Here is a 20,768-nt window from a genome sequence, read left to right as displayed (position 1 = left end):
AGTTTCAACCACTGTAGGCTGGCCCCAACGGCCGGTCACAGAGACGAGGAGCAGTCATGGAATTCGGTATCTTCACCATCGGCGACGTCACCACTGACCCGACCGATGGCACCACCATCTCCGAGCACCAGCGGATTAAGAACACGGTCGAGCTGGCGAAGAAGGCCGAAGAGGTCGGCCTCGACGTCTTCGCGACGGGACAGCACCACAACCCGCCGTTCGTCGCTCCCGCGAACCCGCCCGTGCTGCTCGCCAACATCGCCGCGCAGACCGAGAAGCTCCAGCTCTCGACCGCGACGACGCTCATCACGACGACGGATCCCGTCCGCATCGCCGAGGACTACTCGTACGCCCAGCACCTCGCGGACGGTCGCCTCGACCTCATCATGGGCCGCGGCAACACCGGTCCCGTCTACCCGTGGTTCGGCAAGGACATCCGCGCCGGCATCCCGCTGGCCGTCGAGAACTACAACCTCCTCTACCGTCTGTGGCGGGAGAAGAACCTCGACTGGGAGGGCAAGTTCCGCACTCCGCTCAACGGATTCACCGTCACCCCGTGGCCGCTCGACGACGTTCCGCCGTTCGTGTGGCACGGTTCGATCCGCAGCCCGGAGATCGCCGAACAGGCCGCGTACTACGGCGACGGCTTCTTCCACAACAACATCTTCTGGCCGACCTCGCACACCGCGCGGATGGTGCAGCTCTACCGTCAGCGCTACGAGTACTACGGTCACGGTCGTGCCGACCAGGCGATCGTCGGACTCGGCGGGCAGGTGTTCATGCGGAAGAACTCGCAGGACGCCGTCAAGGAGTTCCGCCCCTACTTCGACAACGCCCCGGTCTACGGCCACGGCCCCAGCCTCGAGGACTTCGCGAAGCAGACGCCACTGACCGTGGGATCCCCGCAGGAGGTCATCGAACGGACCCTGAGCTTCCGCGACTGGGCCGGCGACTACCAGCGTCAGATGTTCCTCATCGACCACGCGGGCCTGCCGCACAAGACCGTGCTCGAACAGCTCGACCTCCTCGGTGAGGAAGTCGTGCCGGTCCTGCGCAAGGAGTTCGCGAAGAACCGTCCCGCCGACGTGCCCGACGCCCCGACCCACGAGTCGCTCGTGCTGCGGCACAAGGAGGGCCGGGATCCGATCCCCGGCGGCGGACCCGGATCGCAGGCGTACAAGGATCGCGAAGCCCGTGCGGCCGAGGCCGAGCAGGCTCGTCAGGAAGCCGCGAAGGCCGACGCCGAGAAGAAGGCCGAAGCGGAGACAGGAGCGCAGACCGAATGAAGATCCTCGCAGTCACGACCTCGCTGAGTGAGGACTCGACGACGCAGAAGCTCAGCGATCGGATCGTCGATGCGGCCGCCTCGGCGGGCAGAGCCGCGGGCCTGACGGTCGAGACGGACCACATCAACGTCCGCAGCCTCAGCACCGCGCTCACGGACATGGCGCTCACCGGCTTCCGCTCCGAGGAGCTCGAGGAGGCCTATCTCAAGGTCGCCGAGGCGGACGCCATCGTCACCGTCACCCCGGTCTACAAGGTCGCCCCCGTCGGGCTGCACACGCTCTTCTGGCAGCTCATCGACGAGAAGGCACTGGCGGGCACGCCCGTGCTCATCGCCTCGACTGGCGGGACCTCGCGGCACTCGCTCGCCGGTGAGACGGCGATGCGTCCGATGCTGTCCTACCTCAAGGGCATCGTCGTGCCGACGACGGTGTTCGCCGCCACCGACGACTGGGGCAGCGCCGAGGGCGGACGCGCACTCAACTCGCGGGTCAGGCAGGCCGGGGAGGAACTCGTGGCGGTGACCGCGTCGATCCGGGGTCTGACCGGCGGCGAGGACGGGGAGGTCGACGGGAACGAAGGTCCTGACAGCCTCGCCCCGCATCGGATCACGATCGGACGCGGGGAGAAGCGCGGCGTCGACGACGAGTTCGACCCGAACCGCATCACCCCGTTCGCGCAGCTGCTCGAGGGCTGACGATGAGTGAGACGACAGCCGCCCCGGTCATCCGGTTCGGGCGCGGCCGCGAAGAGCGCGCGCAGTGGGCGTGGCGGACGTACTTCGAGACGTCCCAGCGCATCCGCCAGGAGCTCGACGATCGCCTCAAGGAGCAGGCGGGGCTGACGGTCAGCGACTACAACGCCCTCCTGCTCCTGTGGGAGGCACCGGATCGGACGCTGACGATGGGGGCGCTGGCCAAGGGGCTCGTGTTCTCCCCGTCGCGGCTGAACTACCGGATCAAGGTCCTCGAGGACGCCGGTCTCGTCGAGAAGACGACGTGTGCCGATGATCGTCGGTCCCACAATGTCCGCCTCACCGAGGTGGGGGCCCGGCGGTTCCTCGACGCCGCCCGGCTGCATCGGCGGGCCATCGACGAGGTGGTCCTCTCGCAGGTCGGCGACGAGGAGCTCGAGGTCATCGGCACGGTGTTCTCCCGGATCGCCGCCGGCCTCGACTGAGGAGCGGCCCCCACTGCGTCATCGCGCGGTCGGACAGCACTGTCCGACCGCGCGTTCGCGTCGGGTGCGTGCCCGTCCGCATCCGACCGGCAAGCGGTCTTGCCTGCGGCCGTGAGGCCCGTGTCACAATGGCCGTATGACGATCACGACCATCGCGTTCCCCGATTCCGAACTCCGCAACCGCGTCATCGCGCGCATCCCCGCCCACCAGCGGGCCAACGTCGACCTGGTCGTCTACTCCGACAAGGAGAAGTCGGCGAAGCTGAGCAAGGACGATGTCGACGTCGTCGTCCTGCCGTACATGGATTCGGCGGGAACGATCGACCTCCTCGGCGAGCTGCCCAATCTTCGGCTCGTCATCACGCAGACGACCGGCTACGATCCCGTCGCCCACCTGCCCGAACAGGGCATCGAGGTGGCCACGGCCTCGGGTGTCCACACGGGCGGCACAGCCGAGCTCGCGCTCGCGCTGACCCTGGCGAGCCTTCGCGGGATCGACGATGCGGTGCGCAACCAGGTGTCGCGGACGTGGAATCACCAGCGCTACCGGTCGCTCCAGGATCGGCGCGTCATGGTCGTCGGAGTCGGTGAGATCGGGCGGGCGATCGCCGACCGGTTCGCCCCGTTCGAGGTCGAGCTCACCCGGGTGGGCACGACCGCCCGGGAAGACGACCACGGGGTCGTCCACGGTGTCGACGAGCTACCCGAGCTGCTCCCGCACACCGACGTCGTCGTCCTCATCACGCCGCTGACGGATTCGACGCACCACCTCGTCGATGCCGAGTTCCTCAAGGCACTGCCGGACAACGCGCTCATCGTCAACGTCGCCCGGGGCAAGGTCGTCGACACCGACGCCCTCGTCGCGGAGCTGAACACCGGGCGCCTCCACGCCGCCCTCGACGTCATGGATCCCGAGCCGTTGCCCGAGAACCACCCGCTGTGGGGGACCCCGAACACGCTCATCACCCCGCACGTCGGCGGCGACACCTCGGCGTTCGAGCCGCGCGTGGTGAAGATCCTCGCCGAACAGGTGCGCCGGATCAACGACGGGGAGAAGCCGCTCAACGTCGTCGATCTCGACTGAGCGCGCGGGGGAGGATGGGGTCCGGGGCGGCCCGAAACAATGATTCCACCATGCGAGAACCGCGCCGACGTATGCCGGACGGAAGCGTAGAGTGCCCCCATGAGCATTGATACCCCCACTTCAGCACCGGACATCAAACCGCGTTCCCGCGATGTCACGGACGGGCTCGAGAGCACCGCCTCGCGCGGCATGCTCCGCGCCGTCGGCATGGGCGACGAGGACTGGTCGAAGCCGCAGATCGCCGTCGCCTCGTCGTGGAACGAGATCACCCCGTGCAACCTCTCCCTCCAGCGCTTCGCCGGGGCCGCGAAGGAAGGCGTCCACGCCGCGGGCGGCTACCCGCTCGAGTTCGGGACGATCTCCGTCTCCGACGGCATCTCGATGGGCCATGAGGGCATGCACTACTCGCTCGTCTCGCGCGAGGTCATCACCGACTCGGTCGAGACCGTGATGAGCGCCGAGCGCCTCGACGGCTCCGTCCTCATGGCCGGCTGCGACAAGTCGATCCCCGGCATGCTCATGGCCGCCGCCCGCCTCGGACTCTCGAGCGTCTTCCTCTACAACGGCTCGATCATGCCGGGCACCGCGAAGCTCTCCGACGGCACGGAGAAGGAGGTCACGCTCATCGACGCCTTCGAGGCCGTCGGCGCGTGCCGGGCCGGGACGATCACCCGCGAGGACGTCGACGCCATCGAACGTGCCGTCTGCCCCGGTGAGGGTGCCTGCGGCGGCATGTACACCGCGAACACGATGGCCTCGGCCGCCGAGGCGATGGGGATGTCCCTGCCCGGATCGGCAGCGCCCCCGGCGATCCACCGCAACCGGATGATCTTCGCCCGCCAGTCCGGCGAGGCCGTCGTCGAACTCCTGCGCCGGGGGATCACGACGAAGGACATCATCACGAAGGAGTCGCTGCACAACGCGATCGCCGTCGTCATGGCCTTCGGCGGATCGACGAACGCCGTTCTCCACCTGCTGGCGATCGCCCACGAGGCGGGCGTCGAGCTCGAACTCGACGACTTCAACCGGATCGGCGACAAGGTGCCCCACCTCGGCAACGTCAAGCCCTTCGGCGAGTACGTGATGAACGACGTGTTCAAGATCGGCGGGGTGCCCGTCATCATGAAGGCCCTCCTCGATGCAGGTCTGCTCAACGGCGACTGCATGACGGTGACCGGCAAGACGGTGGCCGAGAACCTCGCCGCGATCAACCCACCGGACCCCGACGGGAAGATCCTCCGGGCGCTCAACAACCCGATCCACGCGACCGGCGGCCTCACGGTGCTGCGCGGATCGCTCGCCCCCGAGGGCGCGGTCGTCAAGTCCGCGGGCTTCGACGCCGACGTCTTCGAGGGCACCGCGCGCGTCTTCGACCAGGAGCAGCCGGCGATGGACGCGGTGCTCGGCGGTGAGCTGAAGAAGGGCGACGTCGTCGTCATCCGCTACGAAGGGCCCAAGGGCGGTCCCGGCATGCGCGAGATGCTCGCGATCACCGGGGCCATCAAGGGCGCGGGCATCGGCAAGGACGTCCTCCTCATCACCGACGGTCGCTTCTCCGGGGGCTCGACCGGACTGTGCATCGGTCACGTCGCCCCCGAGGCCGTCGACGGCGGGCCGATCGCCCTTGTCGAGGACGGGGACCGGATCACCGTCGACATCGCGGCACGCTCGATCGAGCTCCACGTCGACGAGGAGGTGCTCGCTGAGCGTCGCAAGGCGTGGACGATCCCGGAGAACCACCGGCTCACCGGGGTGCTCGGCAAGTACGCGAAGCTCGTCCAGTCGGCGTCGACCGGAGCCGTCTGCGGCTGATGCGCATCGTCGTCCTCGACGACTACCAGGACGTCGCCCGGTCCTACGCGGACTGGGCGACGCTGCCGGCCGAGGTCACCGTCGTCACGCGTCCGGTCACCGGCACCGCTGAGCTGGCAGCGCTGCTCGCCGGCGCCGAGGTGGTCGTCGCGATGCGAGAGCGCACCGTCTTCGACGCGCAGCGGCTGGCAGCCCTTCCCGACCTGCGGCTGCTCGTGACCACGGGAGCGGCGAACGCGTCGATCGACCTCGGCGCCGCCCGTGCGCACGGGATCATGGTCTGCGGCACCGACGCCCCGCGGACGGCGACGCCGGAGCTGACGTGGGGTCTCATCCTCGCCGTGGCCCGGAGCATCCCCGCTGAGGACGCGCGGATGCGAGCCGGAGGATGGCAGGAGACGATCGGGGCGGACCTGGCGGGGTCCCGCCTCGGCGTCATCGGTCTGGGTCGGCTGGGATCGCGCGTGGCCCGCATCGGGCGGGCCTTCGGGATGGACGTCGTCGCGTGGAGTGCCAATCTCACGCCGGAGCGCGCCGCCGAGGTGGGGGTGCGTGCCGTGGACAAGGAAGAGCTGCTGGCGACCTCCGACGTCGTGACGATCCACTACAAGCTCAGCGATCGCAGTTGTGGGCTTCTCGGGGCGAGCGAGCTCGCGCTGATGAAGGAGAGTGCGATCCTCATCAACACCTCGCGGGCCGGGCTCGTCGACACCGCGGCGCTGACCGACGCGCTCGCAGCCGGAGCGATCCGCGGGGCGGGCCTCGACGTCTACGACGCCGAGCCGCTGCCCGCTGACCATCCGCTGCGCACGAGCCCGCGGACCGTGCTCACCCCGCACCTCGGCTATGTCACCGAGGGCACGTATCGGATCTTCTACCCGCAGGCGGTCGAGGACATCGCGGCGTGGATCGCCGGTGAGCCGATCCGTGTGCTGACGTAAAGGGCGCGGCGGAGCGCGGGGTGCCGGGGCAGCGAAATTCTTCGGCGATCAGCCTTGCGTTCGAGCGCGCTCGAACTCGTAGCGTCGCTGTCATGAACTCACACATCGAGAACATCACAGCAGCGACGACAATGACGACTGAGGTCCGCGGGCCGTCCGAGCGCCGGCAGCGTTGGGCGATCACCGGCGCCTCGCAGGGCTTCGGGCGGGCACTGACCGAGGAGGTGCTGGCGCGCGGGCACGATGCCGTCGTCGTTGTCCGCGACCCGGAGACCCTGCAGGAGCTCAAGGCGGACGTCGGGGACCGGCTGACCGTCCTCACCGCGGATCTCCGTGATGAGACCGCCGTCGCCGAGGTGGGTGAGGCGCTGACCGACCTCGACGTCGATGTGCTCATCAACAATGCGGGGCGGGCGATCGTCGGTGCCGTCGAGGAGATCGGCCTCGGTGAGCTCCGGGAGCAGATGGAGCTCAACTTCTTCGCCGCCGCCGCGCTCACCCGGGCCGTCCTGCCGCTCATGCGGGCGAAGGGCAGCGGGGCGATCGTGCAGATGAGCAGCCAGGGAGGGCGGGTGTCGTTTCCTGCGGCCGGGGCCTATTCGGCGAGCAAGTTCGCGCTCGAGGGCTGGTCGGAGGCGCTGGCCGCCGAGGTGGGGCCGCTGGGCATCGGCGTGATGCTCGTGGAGCCCTCACGGTTCCGGACCGGGTTCAATACCGCGCATTCGCTCGGGATGACGACGGAGACGGACGCCTATGCGGCGATCGTCGGACCAGCCCGCGCCGATCTTGCCGAGGTGGACGGCAGGCAGGAAGGAGACCCGGTCCGTGCGGCGGCGATCATCGTCGATCTGGTCGAGCCAAGTCTTGCAACCGGCGGTGAGCTGCCTTTGCGTCTGCCTCTCGGCGCCGAGGCGGTGCGACGTCTGCGGGCGGCGTACAGTGGAAATGCGGCCGAGGTCGAGCGCCTGGCCGCCGTGGCGGAGAGCGCTGACTTTCCCGGCATGCGACCTTCACAGCGGGCGGTGTGAGCATGGCGACCGATGATCTCATGAGCCGGATCCTGGCGGACCTCGGAGACTTCGCCGACATCGACGGGACGTTGCCCGTCGAGATCATCCACCGGATGGTCAACACCGGTGACGAGGCCGCTCCGCTGTCGATCGCGGAGATCTCCGAGCTGCTTGGCCTCTCTCCCCACACCCTGCGCTATTACGAGAGCAAGGGGCTCGTCGCGGTGAACCGGGACGCAGCCGGGCACCGTGTCTACGGCGCCGAGGCTCAGCGGCGGTTGGTGTTCCTCACTCGGATGCGGCTGTCCGGGATGCCCATGCGCGACCTCGCCCACTACGTCGACCTCGTCGAGGCGGGGGAGGCGACCGTTCCGGAGAGGCTCGACCTGCTCATCGAGCACCGCGACACGATCCGTCGCCGGATCCGCGAGCTCACCCTGTCGCTGGCCGCCACCGAATACAAGATCGCCGCTTACGGCGGTCGCGCCGGTGACGTGCTCGGCGGGGATCACGCTGACGGTGTCAGCGTCTACGCTGAACACACTGCCGCCGATCCGAGCTGACCTCACCAACGCAGAACGCGGGCGAAACGATTTCGCCCGCGTTCTCACGGTGCAGTGTTACCGGCCCAAGCAGCCTCGGTGAGGTCAGTTCACGTCGGCGGGATCAGCGGAGACGCGGCCACCGTTCTCGAGCGCGTCGATGGAGGCCATCTCGGCGTCGGTGAGGGTGAAGTCGAAGACGTCGAAGTTCTGCGCCATGCGCTCACGGTTGTTCGACTTGGGGAAGAGGATGTGGCCGCGCTGCAGGTGCCAGCGGATGATGACCTGGGCCCACGACTTGCCGTGGGACTCGGCGATCTCGCCGATCACGGTCGATGCGTAGTCGACGTTGCCCTGACCCAGCGGCCCCCAGGCTTCGATCTTGATGTCGTTCTCGGCCAGGAGGGGGCGGGTGTCGATCTGCTGGAACTGCGGGTGCAGCTCGATCTGGTCGACGGCCGGGATGATGCCGGTGTCGAGGATCTCCGGCAGGTAGCGGTAGTCGAAGTTCGACACGCCGATCGAGCGGGTGAGGCCCTCGTCGCGGTAGCCGGGGAACGCCTCCCAGGTCTCGACGGCGTTCTTCTGCGCCGGGGTCGGCCAGTGGATGAGGTAGAGGTTGACGTAGTCGAGTCCGAGCTTCGTCAGGCTCTCCTCGAGCGCGCGGCGCGATTCGGCGGCACCGTGGCGATCATTCCACAGCTTGGTGGTGATGAAGAGCTCGTCGCGGGGGATGCCCGAAGCGGCCAGGGCGCGTCCGACGCCCTCTTCGTTGCCGTAGACAGCGGCGGTGTCGATGTGACGGTAGCCGACTTCGAGGGCATCGGTGACGATGCGCTCGGTCTCCTTGGGGTCGACCTTGAAGACGCCGAACCCGAGCTGCGGGATGGTCAAGCCGTCATTGAGGGTGAGATCTGGTACCGACATGGTGTCGCCTTTCGTCACGGATGATGGTCTGGTCGGCGCCCGGTGGGACGCCTCGACCCGAAGTCGCGCGCCGGTATCCGGCACACAACAGAGCGTACAACGACACTCACCGCCCGAATCATTCCCGAAATCTGGATGATTTCTCCGATTGCGCTGAGCGAGAATTCTCCGACGCCGAGGCGGTCGTGCAGGCAGGGTGCATTGCCGCGTCAGCGCGGCTGGCGGTTCAGTCGGCGGTGGGCGGTCCAGTCCGCGGCCAGGATGTCAGTCCGCGGCCACCGCGTCAGTCTGCGAACACCGTGTGGACGTCGCCGGTGTGGGCGCGGCCGCCGAGATCGGTGAGCTCGAGGACGACTGCCGAGCCGACCACCTCGGCGCCGAGTTCGGTGACGAGAGCCTGCGCCGCGGTGAGCGTCCCGCCGGTGGCGAGGATGTCGTCGACGAGGAGGACGCGATCGCCGGGGCGCAGGACGTCGGGGGCTTCGATCGTCGCGGTGCCGTACTCGAGGGTGTAGGACACGGCCGCGGCGGGTTTGGGCAGTTTGCCGGCTTTGCGGATGGGGAGGATGCCCGCCCCGGTCTTCGCCGAGATCGCCCCGGCGAAGAGGAACCCGCGCGCCTCGAGTCCGCCGACGAAGTCGAAGTGACCGACGAACGGGGCGATGAGCGCATCGGTGGCGGCATTGAACGCGGCGCCGTCGGCGAGCAGCGGAGAGATGTCGCGGAAGTTCACCCCGGGCTCCGGGTAGTCGGGGATCGAGGTGATGAGGGTCCGCGCGCGGTCGAGCTCTGCAGTCGTCACGGGTCAACTGTACTCGCGGCCGCTTGCTTCCGGTGGGCATCGCACGAGCGTATCCTCGTCGACACGGATCCGTTGCCGGGCGCCGTCCATCGTGGGACGTTGGGGCGGCGGCCGTGGAGAGGAGACGAGGTGGCCTCGCCGATCGATCCGGTCACGCTCGCCGAGGCGTTCGCACAGGTGCCGCGGCACCGTTTCCTGCCCGCTGACCAGCAGGGCTGGTCGGGCAGCAATGTGCCGCTCGAGATCGGATGTGGGCAGACGAACTCGCAGCCGAGCACGGTCGCCGACATGCTCGCGCTTCTTGGCGTCGAACCGGGCGAGACCGTCCTCGATCTCGGGTCCGGTTCGGGATGGACAACCGCCCTCCTCGGCGCGCTCGTCGGACCCGGTGGCCATGTCATCGGCGTCGAGCGTCATCGGCCGCTCCTCGAGCGTTCCATCGCCGCCCTCGCCGGGCTCGACATCGACTGCCTCGAATTCGCCGAAGCGACGCCCGGAGTTCTCGGTCGACCCGAGCGCGCGCCCTTCGACCGCATCCTCGTGTCAGCCGGCGCCGATGAACTGCCCGACAGCCTCGTCGCGCAACTGACCGTCGGCGGAGTCATGGTCATCCCGGTCGCCGAGGTGATGCTTCGCGTCGAACGCACGGGCGAGGCCGCCGGCGAGGTGACGATCACCCAGCACGGCCGCTACCGGTTCGTCCCTCTCATCACGGAGTGAGGCGCCGGGCGCCGACGCGGTGAACCGACAAATACGCTCTGCGCTAACCGCGTATTTGTCGGTTGGGGGCGTCGGAGCGGAATGAGTCGCGAGCCAGCTGGTGGAGAGTGCCCGCGCGACTCGCGAAACAATGAAGTTTGGACGCGATATGTCTTTTTCGCGGATGTTAGTTGACGGTTGATGACTATAGGGGCAGAATGATGTCATGTATCAGGTGTTCACGACCGCCGACCTGAGACGTCTCGGCTGCTCCGACCGCGACGTCAGCGTGGCAGCCGACTGCTGCCTGGAGAGAATCGCTCGGGGGCGGTTCGCGGTCAAGCGCCGGTGCGACAACCCCCGGCACGCCCGGATCACGGAGGCAGTCACGCTCGGCGAGGCCGAATTGTTCGAGCAGGTGGGCGATGTGCGCGACGTGCTCGCTCGGGTCAAGGTCCTCATCCGCACCCGTGCCGATCTCGTCAACGGTCGGTCAGGTGAGTCGGGGCGCTTCGGCGTGGAGGTCTTCTCCCATCTGTCGGCCGCTCTGCTGTGGGACTTCACCATCGCGAAGATGGACAAGCCCTTTGTCGAAGTCATCCGGACCTCCACGAACAAGCGGCACGCCCACCTGTTCATACGACGGCGCGATGTTCCTCCAGGACAGATCGACCGCCTCGGCGATGTCGCCCTGACGACACGGGAGCGCACGCTCATCGATGTCGCCCGCGATTGCGACCTCGACATCAGCGTGCCCATGCTCGATGACGCGCTGCGTCGTCATGTCGTGACGCCCGACGGGCTCCGCGACGCCGCTGGGCAATGTCGCGAGACGCGCGGTCGATTCCGAGTCGCGGCGGCTCTCGACCTCGCCGATCCGCGGCGCGAGTCACCGGGAGAGTCGATCAGCGCCGTGAGGCTCCATGAGGTCGGCCTCACGGGATTCGAACCGCAGGTGGAGATCGTCGACGACCACGGTCGCTTCGTCGCTCGGGTCGATTTCCTCCACGCCGCATCGAAGACGATCCTCGAGTTCGACGGCCGGATCAAATACACGATCGACGACACGGATCCCCGTGACGCGTTCGACAAGGAGCGCGAACGGGAGCGGCAGCTGAGGGCTCTCGGCTACACGGTCGTCCGCATCTTCTGGAAGGACCTGTGGCGCCGGCGCCCGTTCACCGATCTGGCACGGCTCGTCAGCGCCCGCACGCCCGCGACACCGACGCGGTGAAGCGACAGTTACGCAGTCACACGTCGCGCGCGCCAGTCTTCGACGCGGTGAACCGACAAATACGCCGTTAGCCCCGGGCGTATTTGTCGGTTGGGGGCGTCGAAGACGGGCGGAGGTCGGCGCAGGGCGTATTTGTCGGTTGAGGGCGTCGGAGACGAGCCGGCGTCGGGCGTCGGAATCGAGCCGGCGTCGGCACGGGGCGTCGAACGCGGACGGGCCGTCGCGGCCCTCACACGAGGGTGTCGCGCCACGCGCGGTGGAGCTGCGCGAAGCGACCGGTGCCGGCGATGAGCTCCTCGGGCGTGCCGTCCTCGACGATGCGCCCGGCGTCCATGACGAGCACGCGGTCGGCGATCTCGACGGTCGAGAGCCGATGGGCGATGATGATCGCCGTTCTGCCCTCGAGCACCGTCGCAAGCGCCTTCTGCACAAGCCTCTCCGACGGGATGTCGAGGTGGGCGGTCGCCTCGTCGAGCACGACGACATCGGGATCGGCGAGGAACACCCGGGCGAACGACACGAGCTGCCGCTGGCCCGAGCTCAGCCGGCCGCCGCGCTTCTTCACGTCCGTGTCGTACCCGTCGGGCAGGCGGCGGATGTAGGGGTCGAGGCCCACCGCCTCGGCGGCCGCGACGACCTCGGCATCGCTGGCCTCCGGATTGCCGATGCGGATGTTGTCGGCGATCGTGCCGGCGAAGAGGAACGACTCCTGCGTGACCATGACGACGCTCGAGCGCAGCTCCGCGTCATCGAGGTCGCGCAGGTCGACTCCGTCGAGGGACACCGTGCCCTCCGAGGGATCGTAGAACCGCGTGACGAGCTTGACGAGCGTCGACTTGCCCGCCCCCGTGGCGCCGACGAGCGCGACGATCTGCCCCGCCGGGATCGTCAGGTCGAAGCGGGGGAGGACGTCGGGGCCGTCGGCGTAGGCGAAGCGGACGTCCGTGAGGTCGATCGACCGTCCCGTCGCCGAGGCGGCTGACCCTTCCGTGCCGACCGCGACCGCGGCCGCAGCTCCGGCGGTACCCCCGGCCCCCGTGTGCGCGGGCAGGGGGGTGGGCTGGGCCGGTGCCGGGACGCCGGGATCCGTGTCGAGGACGGCGGCGATCTTCTCGAGCGCCGCCGACGCCGACTGGTAGAGGTTGAACGACTGCACGAGCTCGTCGAGCGGACCGTAGAACCGGCGCAGATAGAGGATGAACGCGGCGAGCACGCCGATCTGCGTCCACCCCTCGATGACGAGCCACGCGCCGACGACGATGATGACCGTCTGCGTGACGTTGCCGACGAGCCGCGTCCACCCGGCGAACCACGCGACTCCGCGCAGCGCATCGGTGTTGGCGTCCCGGTATGCCGAGTCCTGCTCGCGCAGGGTGCCGCGACGGTCGGGCTGGCGCCGGTAGGCCTGGACGGCGCGGATGCCGCCCATCGTCTCGACGAAGTGGACGATGACCTTCGCGATCGACGTCCGGGTGCGCCGGTACGCCCCACGTTGCGTCTGGTGCGCGGCCTTCGTGATGAAGAACAGCGGGATGAACCCGGCGAACACGACGATCGCCAGGGGCACATCGAGGACGATGAGCGTGATCGCGATGAACACCATCTGGAGCAGCGCGAGCGCGGTCTCGAACAGCGAGTAGGAGAGGAACTGCTGGACCGACTCCATGTCCGAGGTCTGCCGGGACACGAGCCGCCCCGACGTCGACTTCTCGTGATACCCCAGGTCAAGGCGCTGAACATGGGTGAACACGCGCTGCCTCAGGGTGAAGATGATCTTCTGCGCGGTGATGCCGACGAGCCGGGTCGCCGTGAACGCGAGCACCGCCGAGGCGACGGCGGAGGCGACGAAGAGCGTGATCGCCCGCGTCAGCGCCGTCGGGTCGCCGGCGACGGCCTGCGGAATGCCGGTGTCGAGGGCGTCGGCGATGAAGATCGGCCCGATGACGAGGGTCGCCGAGGTGAGGACGACGATGACGAGGAGGAGGACGGCCATCGGCAGGTGGGGACGCACGAGCGAGAAGAGCAGCGCCCGCGCCTTGGCCGCAATGTCCGGCGGCAGCTCCTCGATCCCGTCGTCCTGTGCCAGGCGCGGCGCGCTCATGCCGGGCCCCCTTCCGTCGGACGGTTCCCCGCCGAGGCGGTCGCTCCCTCGCCGCGCGCCGAGGCGGTCGCCTGCATCCCGGCTCCCATGAGTTCGCGGTAGAGCAGGGAGGTCTCGAGGAGCTCCTCATGCGTGCCCTGCGCGACGATGCGGCCCTCGTCGAGGACGGCGACGACATCGGCGAGCGCGGCCGTCGACGGCCGGTGGGCGATGATGAGCGTCGTCGAATCGGGCAGGATCTCCCGCAGCTTCAGTTGCACGCGGTCCTCGGTGTCGACGTCGACGGCCGAGAGCGGGTCGTCGAGGACGAGGATGCGCGGCTTGCCGATGACCGCACGGGCCAGGGCGAGGCGCTGCCGCTGTCCGCCGGAGAGGGAGAGCCCCTGCTCGCCGACCTGCGTGTCGAGTCCCTCGGGCAGACGGGAGACGAAGTCGTTCGCCGCGGTGATCTCCAGAGCCTGCCACACGGCATCGTCGTCGGAGCCCGGGGCGCCCATGACGACGTTGTCGCGGACGCTGGCGGAGAAGAGGATCGGATCCTCGAAGGAGACGGAGACGAGATGACGCAGTTCGTTGACCGGCAGGTCGCGGATGTCGACGCCGTCGATGCGCACGGCCCCGCCGGTGACGTCCTGGAGCCTCGGCACGAGCGAGGCGAGCGTCGTCTTGCCCGAGCCGGTCGTGCCGACGAGCGCGAGCGTCTGCCCGGGTTCGATCGTGAGGTCGAGGCCTGCGAGCGTGAGGCGGTCCGTGTCGGAGAAGTGGAAGTCGACGTCGTCGAAGACGAGCTCCCCGCGGTGGCGACCGACATCGGGGTCGTCGTCGATGCCGCCTGCGGCATCGGTGATGTCGTGGCGGATGTCGATGACCTCCCAGTAGCGGCCGGCCGCGGTGATCGACATGATGGCATCGGCGAGGAGGAAGCCGAGCATCTCGATCGGCATCCGCAGGACCATGGAGATCGTCACCCCGGCGACGACGGTGCCGATCGTCGTCCAGCCCTGGACGACGCCGAAGGTCCCGATGCCGACGATCGCGGCCTGGGCGAGGGTGGGCAGGAGGATGAGGACGCTCCAGAACCACGAGTCGAGCTTCGCCTTGCGGACCTCGAGGCGCTGGAACTTCCGCGACAGGACGGAGAAGCGCTCGGCGGCCCACGGCGAGCGGCCGAAGGACTTGAGGATCCGGATGCCCTGGATCGACTCCTCGACATCGGTCGTGATCTCACCGACGGCGTCCTGGGACTGCCGCGAGGTCTCCCGATACCGCCGTTCGAACATCGCCACCGCGAGGATCGTCGGCACGGCCATGACGAGCATGATGAGGCCGAAGACCGGCTGGAGGACGGTGAGCATGATCGTGCCGACGATGATGACGATCGGGGTCGCCAAGAGGAACGGCAGTCCGAAGGCGAAGAACCGCCGCAGCTGCGAGAGGTCGTTGGTCGCGCGCGAGAGCAGCTGGCCCGACTCCCATGAGTCGTGGATCGCCACCGAGGTGTACTGAAGTCGGTCGAAGAGGCGGGCGCGCCAGCGGATCTCCCACGTCGAGACCACGGGTGCGACGATCATCCGCCGCGCCCACAGCGCGACCGCCTCGGCGATGCCGATGCCGAGGACTCCGAGCACGGGCAGCCACAGACCTGACATATCACCCGAGGCGATGGGGCCGTCGATGATGTACCCGGTGATGACCGGGACGATGAGCTGGATGCCGTTCGCGAGCAGGGTGAGGACGAGAACGACGAGGTAGATGCCGATCCGCGCTCGCAGATCGGGCCAGAAGCGTAGAAGGGGGCGCACGAACATCAAGCCTAGTCCGCGGTTACTCCCGCGTCCATGGTGCTCTGAAGTGGAGTTTCACTGATCAGGTGAGAGAACGGCCCTTGCTCGCCGAGGCGGTCGATCTCATCCATCAAGCGCCACCGATCCCGAATCGCGAGACGATCGTTTCTGCCGTTTGACACTCCCGGTGGGGCGGTGAACCATTGAGGCATGACTCACCTTCTCGTCGTCGTCATTAGCCAGCGCGCGGATCATCCGTAGCCTGTCAGTACGACACGTTCCGCGCGCCCCTACCGACACCGGAGGGGCTTTTTTCATGCAGGGACGAAACGCGAGCGGGTCAACCCAGGAAGGATACGACACGATGGCAGCCACGCCCTCGGCTCAGAAGGCGGCCGCCGGGACTGCGCAGAGCGCACCCCCGGTGACCGCGACCCCGACCAGCATTCGGCGATCCTCGGCGCCGGAGGTCCTCACCGGCGCGCAGGCGATCGTCCGCAGCCTCGAGCGCCTCGGCGTCGACACCGTCTTCGGGCTTCCCGGCGGCACCATCCTTCCGACCTACGACCCGCTGCTCGAGACCGACAAGATCCGCCACATCCTCGTCCGCCACGAACAGGGCGCCGGCCATGCCGCCGAGGGCTACGCGTCGGCCTCGGGCCGCCTCGGCGTGTGCATCGCGACCTCGGGACCCGGGGCGACGAACCTCATCACCGCGCTCGCTGACGCCCACATGGACTCCGTGCCCCTGCTCGCCATCACCGGTCAGCAGAGCTCGAAGCTGCTCGGCACCGACGCCTTCCAGGAGGCCGACATCGTCGGCATGACGATGCCGGTGACGAAGCACAGCTTCCTCGTCACGAAGGCCGAGGACATCCCCGCCGCGATCCTCAACGCCGCGCACATCGCCACGACCGGTCGTCCCGGACCCGTCCTCGTCGACATCACGAAGGACGCGCAGACCGGTGAGGCCCCGTTCGTCTGGCCCGAAGAACCGCAGCTGCCCGGCTACCGGCCCATCCTCAAACCCCACGCGAAGCAGATCCGCGAGGCCGCGCGCCTCATCAGCGAGGCGCAGCGTCCCGTGTTCTACATCGGCGGCGGCGTCATCCGCTCCGAGGCGGAGAAGGAGCTGCTCAAGCTCGCCGAGGCGACGAACATCCCCGTCGTCACCACGCTCATGGCCCGCGGCGCCTTCCCCGACTCCCACCCGCTCCACCTCGGGATGCCCGGCATGCACGGCAGCGTGCCGGCCGTCGCGGCCTTCCAGAAGTCCGACCTGCTCATCGCCATCGGTGCCCGCTTCGATGACCGGGTGACCGGCAACCTCGATTCGTTCGCGCCCGACGCCCAGGTCATCCACGCCGACATCGACCCCGCCGAGATCGGGAAGAACCGCGCGGTCGAGGTCGCGATCGTCGGCGACGCCCGCGAAGTGCTCTCGGAGATCCTCACCGAGCTGCGCGGCAGGTTCCCTGAGGCCCTCGAACGGCAGCGCGAGCCGTGGTGGCGGTTCCTCCGGCGCCTCAAGCAGACGTACCCGCGCGGGTACTCCTCCCACGGCGAGCTCTGCGATCCGCAGTACGTCATCTCCCGCATCTCCGCCCTCACCGGCCCCGAGGCGGTCTATGCGGCCGGCGTGGGCCAGCACCAGATGTGGGCGGCCCAGTTCGTCGACTTCGAACGCCCCCGCTCGTGGCTCAACTCCGGCGGGCTCGGCACGATGGGCTACTCCGTGCCCGCCGCGATGGGCGCGAAGGCCGCCGAACCCGACCGTGTCGTGTGGGCGATCGACGGCGACGGCTGCTTCCAGATGACGAACCAGGAGCTTGCGACCTGCGCGCTCAACGACATCCCCATCAAGGTCGCGATCATCAACAACTCCTCCCTCGGCATGGTGCGGCAGTGGCAGACGCTCTTCTACGACGGCCGCTACTCGAACACTGACCTCAACACCGGGCACGAGACGATCCGGATCCCCGACTTCGTCAAGCTCGCCGAGGCGTACGGCTGCTTCGCGCTGCGCGTCGACAGCAATGACGACGTCGATGCCGCGATCGAGAAGGCGCTCGAGATCAACGACCGACCCGTCGTCCTCGACTTCACCGTCCCGCCCGATGCCATGGTGTGGCCGATGGTCGCCGCCGGAGTCTCGAACGACGAGATCCAGTACGCCAACGGCATCCGTCCGGACTTCGAGGACGAGGGCGAGGATCAGGCCGAAGCGGCCATCGCCGAGGCGGCGGCCGGTGAAGACGGAACGGTGCGCTCCGTGGCGCAGATCGAAGGAGGCCTGGAATGAACAACCGGCACACGCTCTCAGTCCTCGTCGAGAACAAGCCAGGTGTGCTCGCGCGTCTCACCGGACTCATCGCCCGCCGCGGCTTCAACATCCACAGCCTCGCCGTCGGGGTGACCGAGCACGATGAGCTCTCGCGCATCACCGTCGTCGTCGACGTCCGCGACGTCGCCCTCGAGCAGGTGACGAAGCAGCTGAACAAGCTCGTCAACGTCATCAAGATCGTCGAGCTCGAACCGGCGGCGTCAGTGCGCCGGGCCCACGTCATCTACAAGGTCAAGGCCAATGCGGCGACCAGGCCGCAGGTCGCGGCCGCCGTCGAGATGTTCCGCGCCTCGATCGTCGACGTCTCCACCGACTCGGTGAGCGTCGAGGCCACCGGTGAGCTCGACAAGGTCGAGGCCCTGCGCGAAGTCCTCGAGCCCTTCGGGATCAAGGAGATCGTCCAGTCCGGCGTCGTCGCCGTGGGACGCGGACCGAAGTCGATCACCGACCGCGCCCTGCGCAACTGAGACGGCCCTGCGCAACTGAGACGGCCCTGCGCAACTGAGACGGCCGGCGTTCCACGCCGTGGAACACCGACCGTCTCAGTGGGTGAGCAACTGTACCGAACTGTGAAACAATGGGGTGAGCACCCCGAAACCTCTAAGGAGCAGCAACAATGGCAGCAGAACGCTTTTACGACGACGATGCCGACCTGTCCGTCATCCAGGGCAAGAAGGTCGCCATCATCGGCTACGGAAGTCAGGGCCACGCCCACGCGCTGAGCCTGCGCGACTCCGGCGCGCAGGTCCGCGTCGGACTCAAGGAAGGCTCGTCGAGCCGGGACAAGGCCGCTGCCGAAGGGCTCGAAGTGGGCACCCCCGCCGAGGTGGCCGCCTGGGCCGATGTCATCACCATCGCCGCCCCCGACCAGGTGCAGGCGGAGATCTTCGAGAAGGAGATCAAGGACCAGCTCGCCCCGGGCAAGACCCTCGTCTTCATCCACGGCTTCAACATCCGCTTCGGCTACATCAAGGCCCCCGAGGGCGTCGACGTCGTCATGATCGCGCCCAAGGGCCCGGGCCACGTGGTCCGCCGCGAGTACGTCGACGGCCGCGGCGTGCCCGTGCTCGTCGCCGTCGAGGTCGATGCGACCGGACACGCCTGGGAGCTCGCCCTCTCCTACGCGAAGGCGATCGGCGGTCTGCGCGCCGGCGGCATCAAGACGACGTTCACCGAGGAGACCGAGACCGACCTCTTCGGCGAGCAGACCGTGCTCTGCGGCGGTGTCTCCCACCTCGTCCAGTACGGTTTCGAGGTCCTCACCGAGGCCGGCTACCAGCCGGAGATCGCGTACTTCGAGGTCCTCCACGAGCTCAAGCTCATCGTCGACCTCATGGTCGAGGGCGGCATCGCCAAGCAGCGCTGGTCGATCTCCGACACCGCCGAGTACGGCGACTACGTCTCCGGTCCCCGGGTCATCACGCCCGAGGTCAAGGAGAACATGGAGAGCGTCCTCGTCGACATCCAGAACGGCACCTTCGCCGAGCGCTTCATGACCGACCAGAAGAACGGCGGCGAGGAGTTCAAGTCGCTGCGCGCCAAGGAGGAGAAGCACCCGATCGAGGCCACCGGTCGGGAGCTGCGCAAGATGTTCGCCTGGCTCAAGGACACCGACGACGACTACACCGAGGGCACTGCCGCGCGCTGAGAGTCGAGAGCGTGAGAAGGCGCCGCCGGAGGGATTCCGGCGGCGCCTTCGTCGTCGGCGCGTGTCCTACGCGGCGAGGCGGGCGGCCCGTCTGGCCGCCTGGATCCGCGGATCGGGCACGGGCGCGGACTCGATGAGCCGGCGCGTGTAGGCCTCGGCCGGGTCCGTGAGCACCTCGAGGCTCGGGCCCTGCTCGACGATGCGCCCGTCCTTGAGGACGACGACGTGACCGGCGAGCTGTTCGACGACGGCGAGATCGTGGCTGATGAACAGGCACGCGAAGTCAAGCGACGCGTGGAGCTCACCGAGGAGGGCGAGCACCCCGCGCTGCACGGAGACGTCGAGCGCCGAGGTCGGTTCGTCGGCGATGAGGAGCTTGGGCCGCAGCGCCAGGGCGCGGGCGATCGCCACGCGCTGCCGCTGCCCGCCGGAGAGCTCGTGCGGGAAGCGGGCGGCGAAGTCGGTCGGCAGCTGGACGTCGGTGAGCAGAACATCGACCCGGGCGTCGATGTCCCGGCCGCTGAGATCCGTGTGCACCCTCAGGGGTTCGGCGATCTGCGACCCGACCGAGCGGCGCGGGTTGAGCGAGCCCCGCGGGTCCTGGAAGACGACGCCGACCTCGGCGCGCAGCCGGCGCTGGCGGCGGTTCGGCCGGGTGGACACGCGCTCCCCGGCGACGAACGCCTCACCCGAGGTCAGCGCCTGACCGCCGGTGAGCACATTCGCGATCGTCGACTTGCCCGACCCCGACTCCCCGACGAGACCGGTGATCCGGCCCGGAGGGATGACGAGGCTGACGTCGTCGAGCGCGATGACCTGGCGTCCGGACGAGCGGTGGACGACGGTGGCGTCGCGGAGTTCGGCGGCGGGAACGGTGTCCGCGGCAGGCGCCGGGGCGACCGGGCGCTCCTCGCGCGGTGCCCGGGCATCGACGACCGCGCTCAGCCTCGGCACGGCGGCGAGCAGCTGCTGCGTGTAGTCCGAGGCGGGACGGTCGAAGATGTCCTCGACGGAGCCGGTCTCGACGATCCGCCCGTCCTTCATCACGGCCACCCGGTCGGCGATGTCGGCGACGACGCCCATGTCGTGGGTGATGAGGAGCACAGCCTGTCCGGCCTGGGCCTGGTCGACGAGGAGGTCGAGGATGCCCGTCTGCACGGTGACGTCGAGGGCCGTCGTCGGTTCGTCGGCGATGAGGACCTGCGGGGAGTTGATCGTCGCGAGTGCGATCATCGCCCGCTGCAGCTGACCGCCGGAGAGCTCATGCGGGTAGGCCCCGGCGACCTTCTCGGGATCGGGCAGGCCGACCGCCCGCAGCTGCGCGAGCACGCGCTGCCCGATGTCCCCGCGCCCAGCCCCGCCCGCACCGTCGCTGCC

At 68.6% G+C, this 20,768-nt stretch carries 18 protein-coding genes; 13 read left to right on the top strand and 5 right to left on the bottom strand.

From position 1 onward, the window contains the following. The first annotated feature begins 56 nt into the window (after window positions 1-56). The 8 genes from FFS20_RS14595 to FFS20_RS14560 all read left to right on the top strand — a co-directional run bounded on the left by FFS20_RS14595 (window position 57) and on the right by FFS20_RS14560 (window position 7,873). The gene (locus FFS20_RS14595; protein ID WP_137826559.1) at window positions 57-1,286 is read left to right on the top strand and encodes an LLM class flavin-dependent oxidoreductase; all 1,230 of its coding nucleotides are present in this window, start codon (window positions 57-59) and stop codon (window positions 1,284-1,286) included. Continuing rightward, complete coding sequence (locus tag FFS20_RS14590) at window positions 1,283-1,981, top strand: CE1759 family FMN reductase (RefSeq protein WP_137826558.1); 699 nt, start codon at window positions 1,283-1,285, stop codon at window positions 1,979-1,981. Before FFS20_RS14595 ends, FFS20_RS14590 begins: the two co-directional genes overlap by 4 nt. Before the next feature lie 2 nt (window positions 1,982-1,983). Further along, the gene (locus tag FFS20_RS14585) at window positions 1,984-2,463 is read left to right on the top strand and encodes a MarR family transcriptional regulator (protein WP_137826557.1); all 480 of its coding nucleotides are present in this window, start codon (window positions 1,984-1,986) and stop codon (window positions 2,461-2,463) included. Between the two features lie 136 nt (window positions 2,464-2,599). Next, window positions 2,600-3,547 (top strand): 2-hydroxyacid dehydrogenase, encoded by a 948-nt coding sequence (locus FFS20_RS14580; protein ID WP_137826556.1) that lies wholly within the window; start codon window positions 2,600-2,602, stop codon window positions 3,545-3,547. A 99-nt stretch (window positions 3,548-3,646) separates the two neighbouring features. Continuing rightward, entirely contained in the window at window positions 3,647-5,359 is a 1,713-nt protein-coding gene (ilvD, locus tag FFS20_RS14575) for a dihydroxy-acid dehydratase (RefSeq protein WP_137826555.1), read from the top strand. Beyond that, window positions 5,359-6,300: a D-2-hydroxyacid dehydrogenase family protein gene (locus FFS20_RS14570; RefSeq protein ID WP_137826554.1), complete on the top strand. Its 942-nt coding sequence runs from the start codon at window positions 5,359-5,361 to the stop codon at window positions 6,298-6,300. Before ilvD ends, FFS20_RS14570 begins: the two co-directional genes overlap by 1 nt. Window positions 6,301-6,392: 92 nt before the next feature. Then, window positions 6,393-7,328, top strand: coding sequence for an SDR family NAD(P)-dependent oxidoreductase (locus tag FFS20_RS14565; protein WP_249356878.1), 936 nt, complete (start codon window positions 6,393-6,395; stop codon window positions 7,326-7,328). Between the two features lie 2 nt (window positions 7,329-7,330). After that, entirely contained in the window at window positions 7,331-7,873 is a 543-nt protein-coding gene (locus FFS20_RS14560; RefSeq protein ID WP_137826553.1) for a MerR family transcriptional regulator, read from the top strand. 84 nt (window positions 7,874-7,957) lie between these two features. On the opposite strand, the gene FFS20_RS14555 is transcribed toward FFS20_RS14560, so the two are convergent. Continuing rightward, a complete protein-coding gene (locus tag FFS20_RS14555) occupies window positions 7,958-8,779 on the bottom strand; it encodes an aldo/keto reductase (protein ID WP_137826552.1) in 822 nt (273 codons plus the stop codon). A 283-nt stretch (window positions 8,780-9,062) separates the two neighbouring features. Continuing rightward, entirely contained in the window at window positions 9,063-9,581 is a 519-nt protein-coding gene (locus FFS20_RS14550; RefSeq protein WP_137826551.1) for an adenine phosphoribosyltransferase, read from the bottom strand. Between the two features lie 129 nt (window positions 9,582-9,710). On the opposite strand from FFS20_RS14550, the gene FFS20_RS14545 reads away from it, so the two are divergent. Both FFS20_RS14545 and FFS20_RS14540 read left to right on the top strand, forming a co-directional pair. After that, window positions 9,711-10,301: a protein-L-isoaspartate O-methyltransferase gene (locus tag FFS20_RS14545; protein WP_249356877.1), complete on the top strand. Its 591-nt coding sequence runs from the start codon at window positions 9,711-9,713 to the stop codon at window positions 10,299-10,301. Window positions 10,302-10,506: 205 nt separating this feature from the next. Beyond that, entirely contained in the window at window positions 10,507-11,514 is a 1,008-nt protein-coding gene (locus FFS20_RS14540; protein WP_137826550.1) for a hypothetical protein, read from the top strand. A 229-nt stretch (window positions 11,515-11,743) separates the two neighbouring features. Here the strand turns inward: FFS20_RS14540 and FFS20_RS14535 are convergent, their stop codons facing one another. Together FFS20_RS14535 and FFS20_RS14530 are read right to left on the bottom strand one after the other, a co-directional pair. Next, window positions 11,744-13,615 carry an ABC transporter ATP-binding protein gene (locus FFS20_RS14535; RefSeq protein ID WP_137826549.1) on the bottom strand — a complete coding sequence of 624 codons (1,872 nt, stop codon included), beginning with the start codon at window positions 13,613-13,615 and terminating at the stop codon, window positions 11,744-11,746. Continuing rightward, window positions 13,612-15,423, bottom strand: coding sequence for an ABC transporter ATP-binding protein (locus FFS20_RS14530; RefSeq protein ID WP_137826548.1), 1,812 nt, complete (start codon window positions 15,421-15,423; stop codon window positions 13,612-13,614). Before FFS20_RS14530 ends, FFS20_RS14535 begins: the two co-directional genes overlap by 4 nt. Before the next feature lie 340 nt (window positions 15,424-15,763). Here FFS20_RS14530 and FFS20_RS14525 point away from each other — a divergent pair, with 340 nt between their 5' ends. The 3 genes from FFS20_RS14525 (at window position 15,764) to ilvC (ending at window position 19,391) form a co-directional block, all read left to right on the top strand. Next, window positions 15,764-17,701: an acetolactate synthase large subunit gene (locus FFS20_RS14525; RefSeq protein ID WP_137826547.1), complete on the top strand. Its 1,938-nt coding sequence runs from the start codon at window positions 15,764-15,766 to the stop codon at window positions 17,699-17,701. Next, on the top strand, window positions 17,698-18,210 hold the full coding sequence (ilvN, locus tag FFS20_RS14520) for an acetolactate synthase small subunit (RefSeq protein WP_137826546.1): 513 nt from the start codon (window positions 17,698-17,700) through the stop codon (window positions 18,208-18,210). The genes FFS20_RS14525 and ilvN overlap by 4 nt, the downstream gene beginning before the upstream one ends. A 149-nt stretch (window positions 18,211-18,359) precedes the next feature. After that, a complete protein-coding gene (ilvC, locus tag FFS20_RS14515; RefSeq protein WP_137826545.1) occupies window positions 18,360-19,391 on the top strand; it encodes a ketol-acid reductoisomerase in 1,032 nt (343 codons plus the stop codon). 66 nt (window positions 19,392-19,457) lie between these two features. Here ilvC and FFS20_RS14510 read toward each other — a convergent pair. After that, the coding region (locus tag FFS20_RS14510) for an ABC transporter ATP-binding protein (protein ID WP_137826544.1) at window positions 19,458-20,768 on the bottom strand (1,311 nt) is incomplete at its 5' end.

This window comes from Brevibacterium sp. 2SA (genome assembly GCF_005502845.1).
GTDB lineage: Bacteria > Actinomycetota > Actinomycetes > Actinomycetales > Brevibacteriaceae > Brevibacterium.
Note: the sequence above shows the minus strand (reverse complement) of the source record. Positions and strands in the feature narration are given on the sequence as shown.

Excerpts from the sequence above, each read along its gene's own strand:
- FFS20_RS14540 (WP_137826550.1), top strand. The coding sequence starts at position 10,507 with ATGTATCAGGTGTTCACGACCGCCGACCTGAGACGTCTCGGCTGCTCC.
- ilvC (WP_137826545.1), top strand. The coding sequence starts at position 18,360 with ATGGCAGCAGAACGCTTTTACGACGACGATGCCGACCTGTCCGTCATC.
- ilvD (WP_137826555.1), top strand. The coding sequence starts at position 3,647 with ATGAGCATTGATACCCCCACTTCAGCACCGGACATCAAACCGCGTTCC.
- FFS20_RS14525 (WP_137826547.1), top strand. The coding sequence starts at position 15,764 with ATGGCAGCCACGCCCTCGGCTCAGAAGGCGGCCGCCGGGACTGCGCAG.
- FFS20_RS14530 (WP_137826548.1), bottom strand. The coding sequence starts at position 15,423 with ATGTTCGTGCGCCCCCTTCTACGCTTCTGGCCCGATCTGCGAGCGCGG.
- FFS20_RS14555 (WP_137826552.1), bottom strand. The coding sequence starts at position 8,779 with ATGTCGGTACCAGATCTCACCCTCAATGACGGCTTGACCATCCCGCAG.
- FFS20_RS14585 (WP_137826557.1), top strand. The coding sequence starts at position 1,984 with ATGAGTGAGACGACAGCCGCCCCGGTCATCCGGTTCGGGCGCGGCCGC.
- FFS20_RS14565 (WP_249356878.1), top strand. The coding sequence starts at position 6,393 with ATGAACTCACACATCGAGAACATCACAGCAGCGACGACAATGACGACT.
- FFS20_RS14535 (WP_137826549.1), bottom strand. The coding sequence starts at position 13,615 with ATGAGCGCGCCGCGCCTGGCACAGGACGACGGGATCGAGGAGCTGCCG.
- FFS20_RS14570 (WP_137826554.1), top strand. The coding sequence starts at position 5,359 with ATGCGCATCGTCGTCCTCGACGACTACCAGGACGTCGCCCGGTCCTAC.
- FFS20_RS14590 (WP_137826558.1), top strand. The coding sequence starts at position 1,283 with ATGAAGATCCTCGCAGTCACGACCTCGCTGAGTGAGGACTCGACGACG.
- FFS20_RS14595 (WP_137826559.1), top strand. The coding sequence starts at position 57 with ATGGAATTCGGTATCTTCACCATCGGCGACGTCACCACTGACCCGACC.
- FFS20_RS14560 (WP_137826553.1), top strand. The coding sequence starts at position 7,331 with ATGGCGACCGATGATCTCATGAGCCGGATCCTGGCGGACCTCGGAGAC.
- FFS20_RS14580 (WP_137826556.1), top strand. The coding sequence starts at position 2,600 with ATGACGATCACGACCATCGCGTTCCCCGATTCCGAACTCCGCAACCGC.
- ilvN (WP_137826546.1), top strand. The coding sequence starts at position 17,698 with ATGAACAACCGGCACACGCTCTCAGTCCTCGTCGAGAACAAGCCAGGT.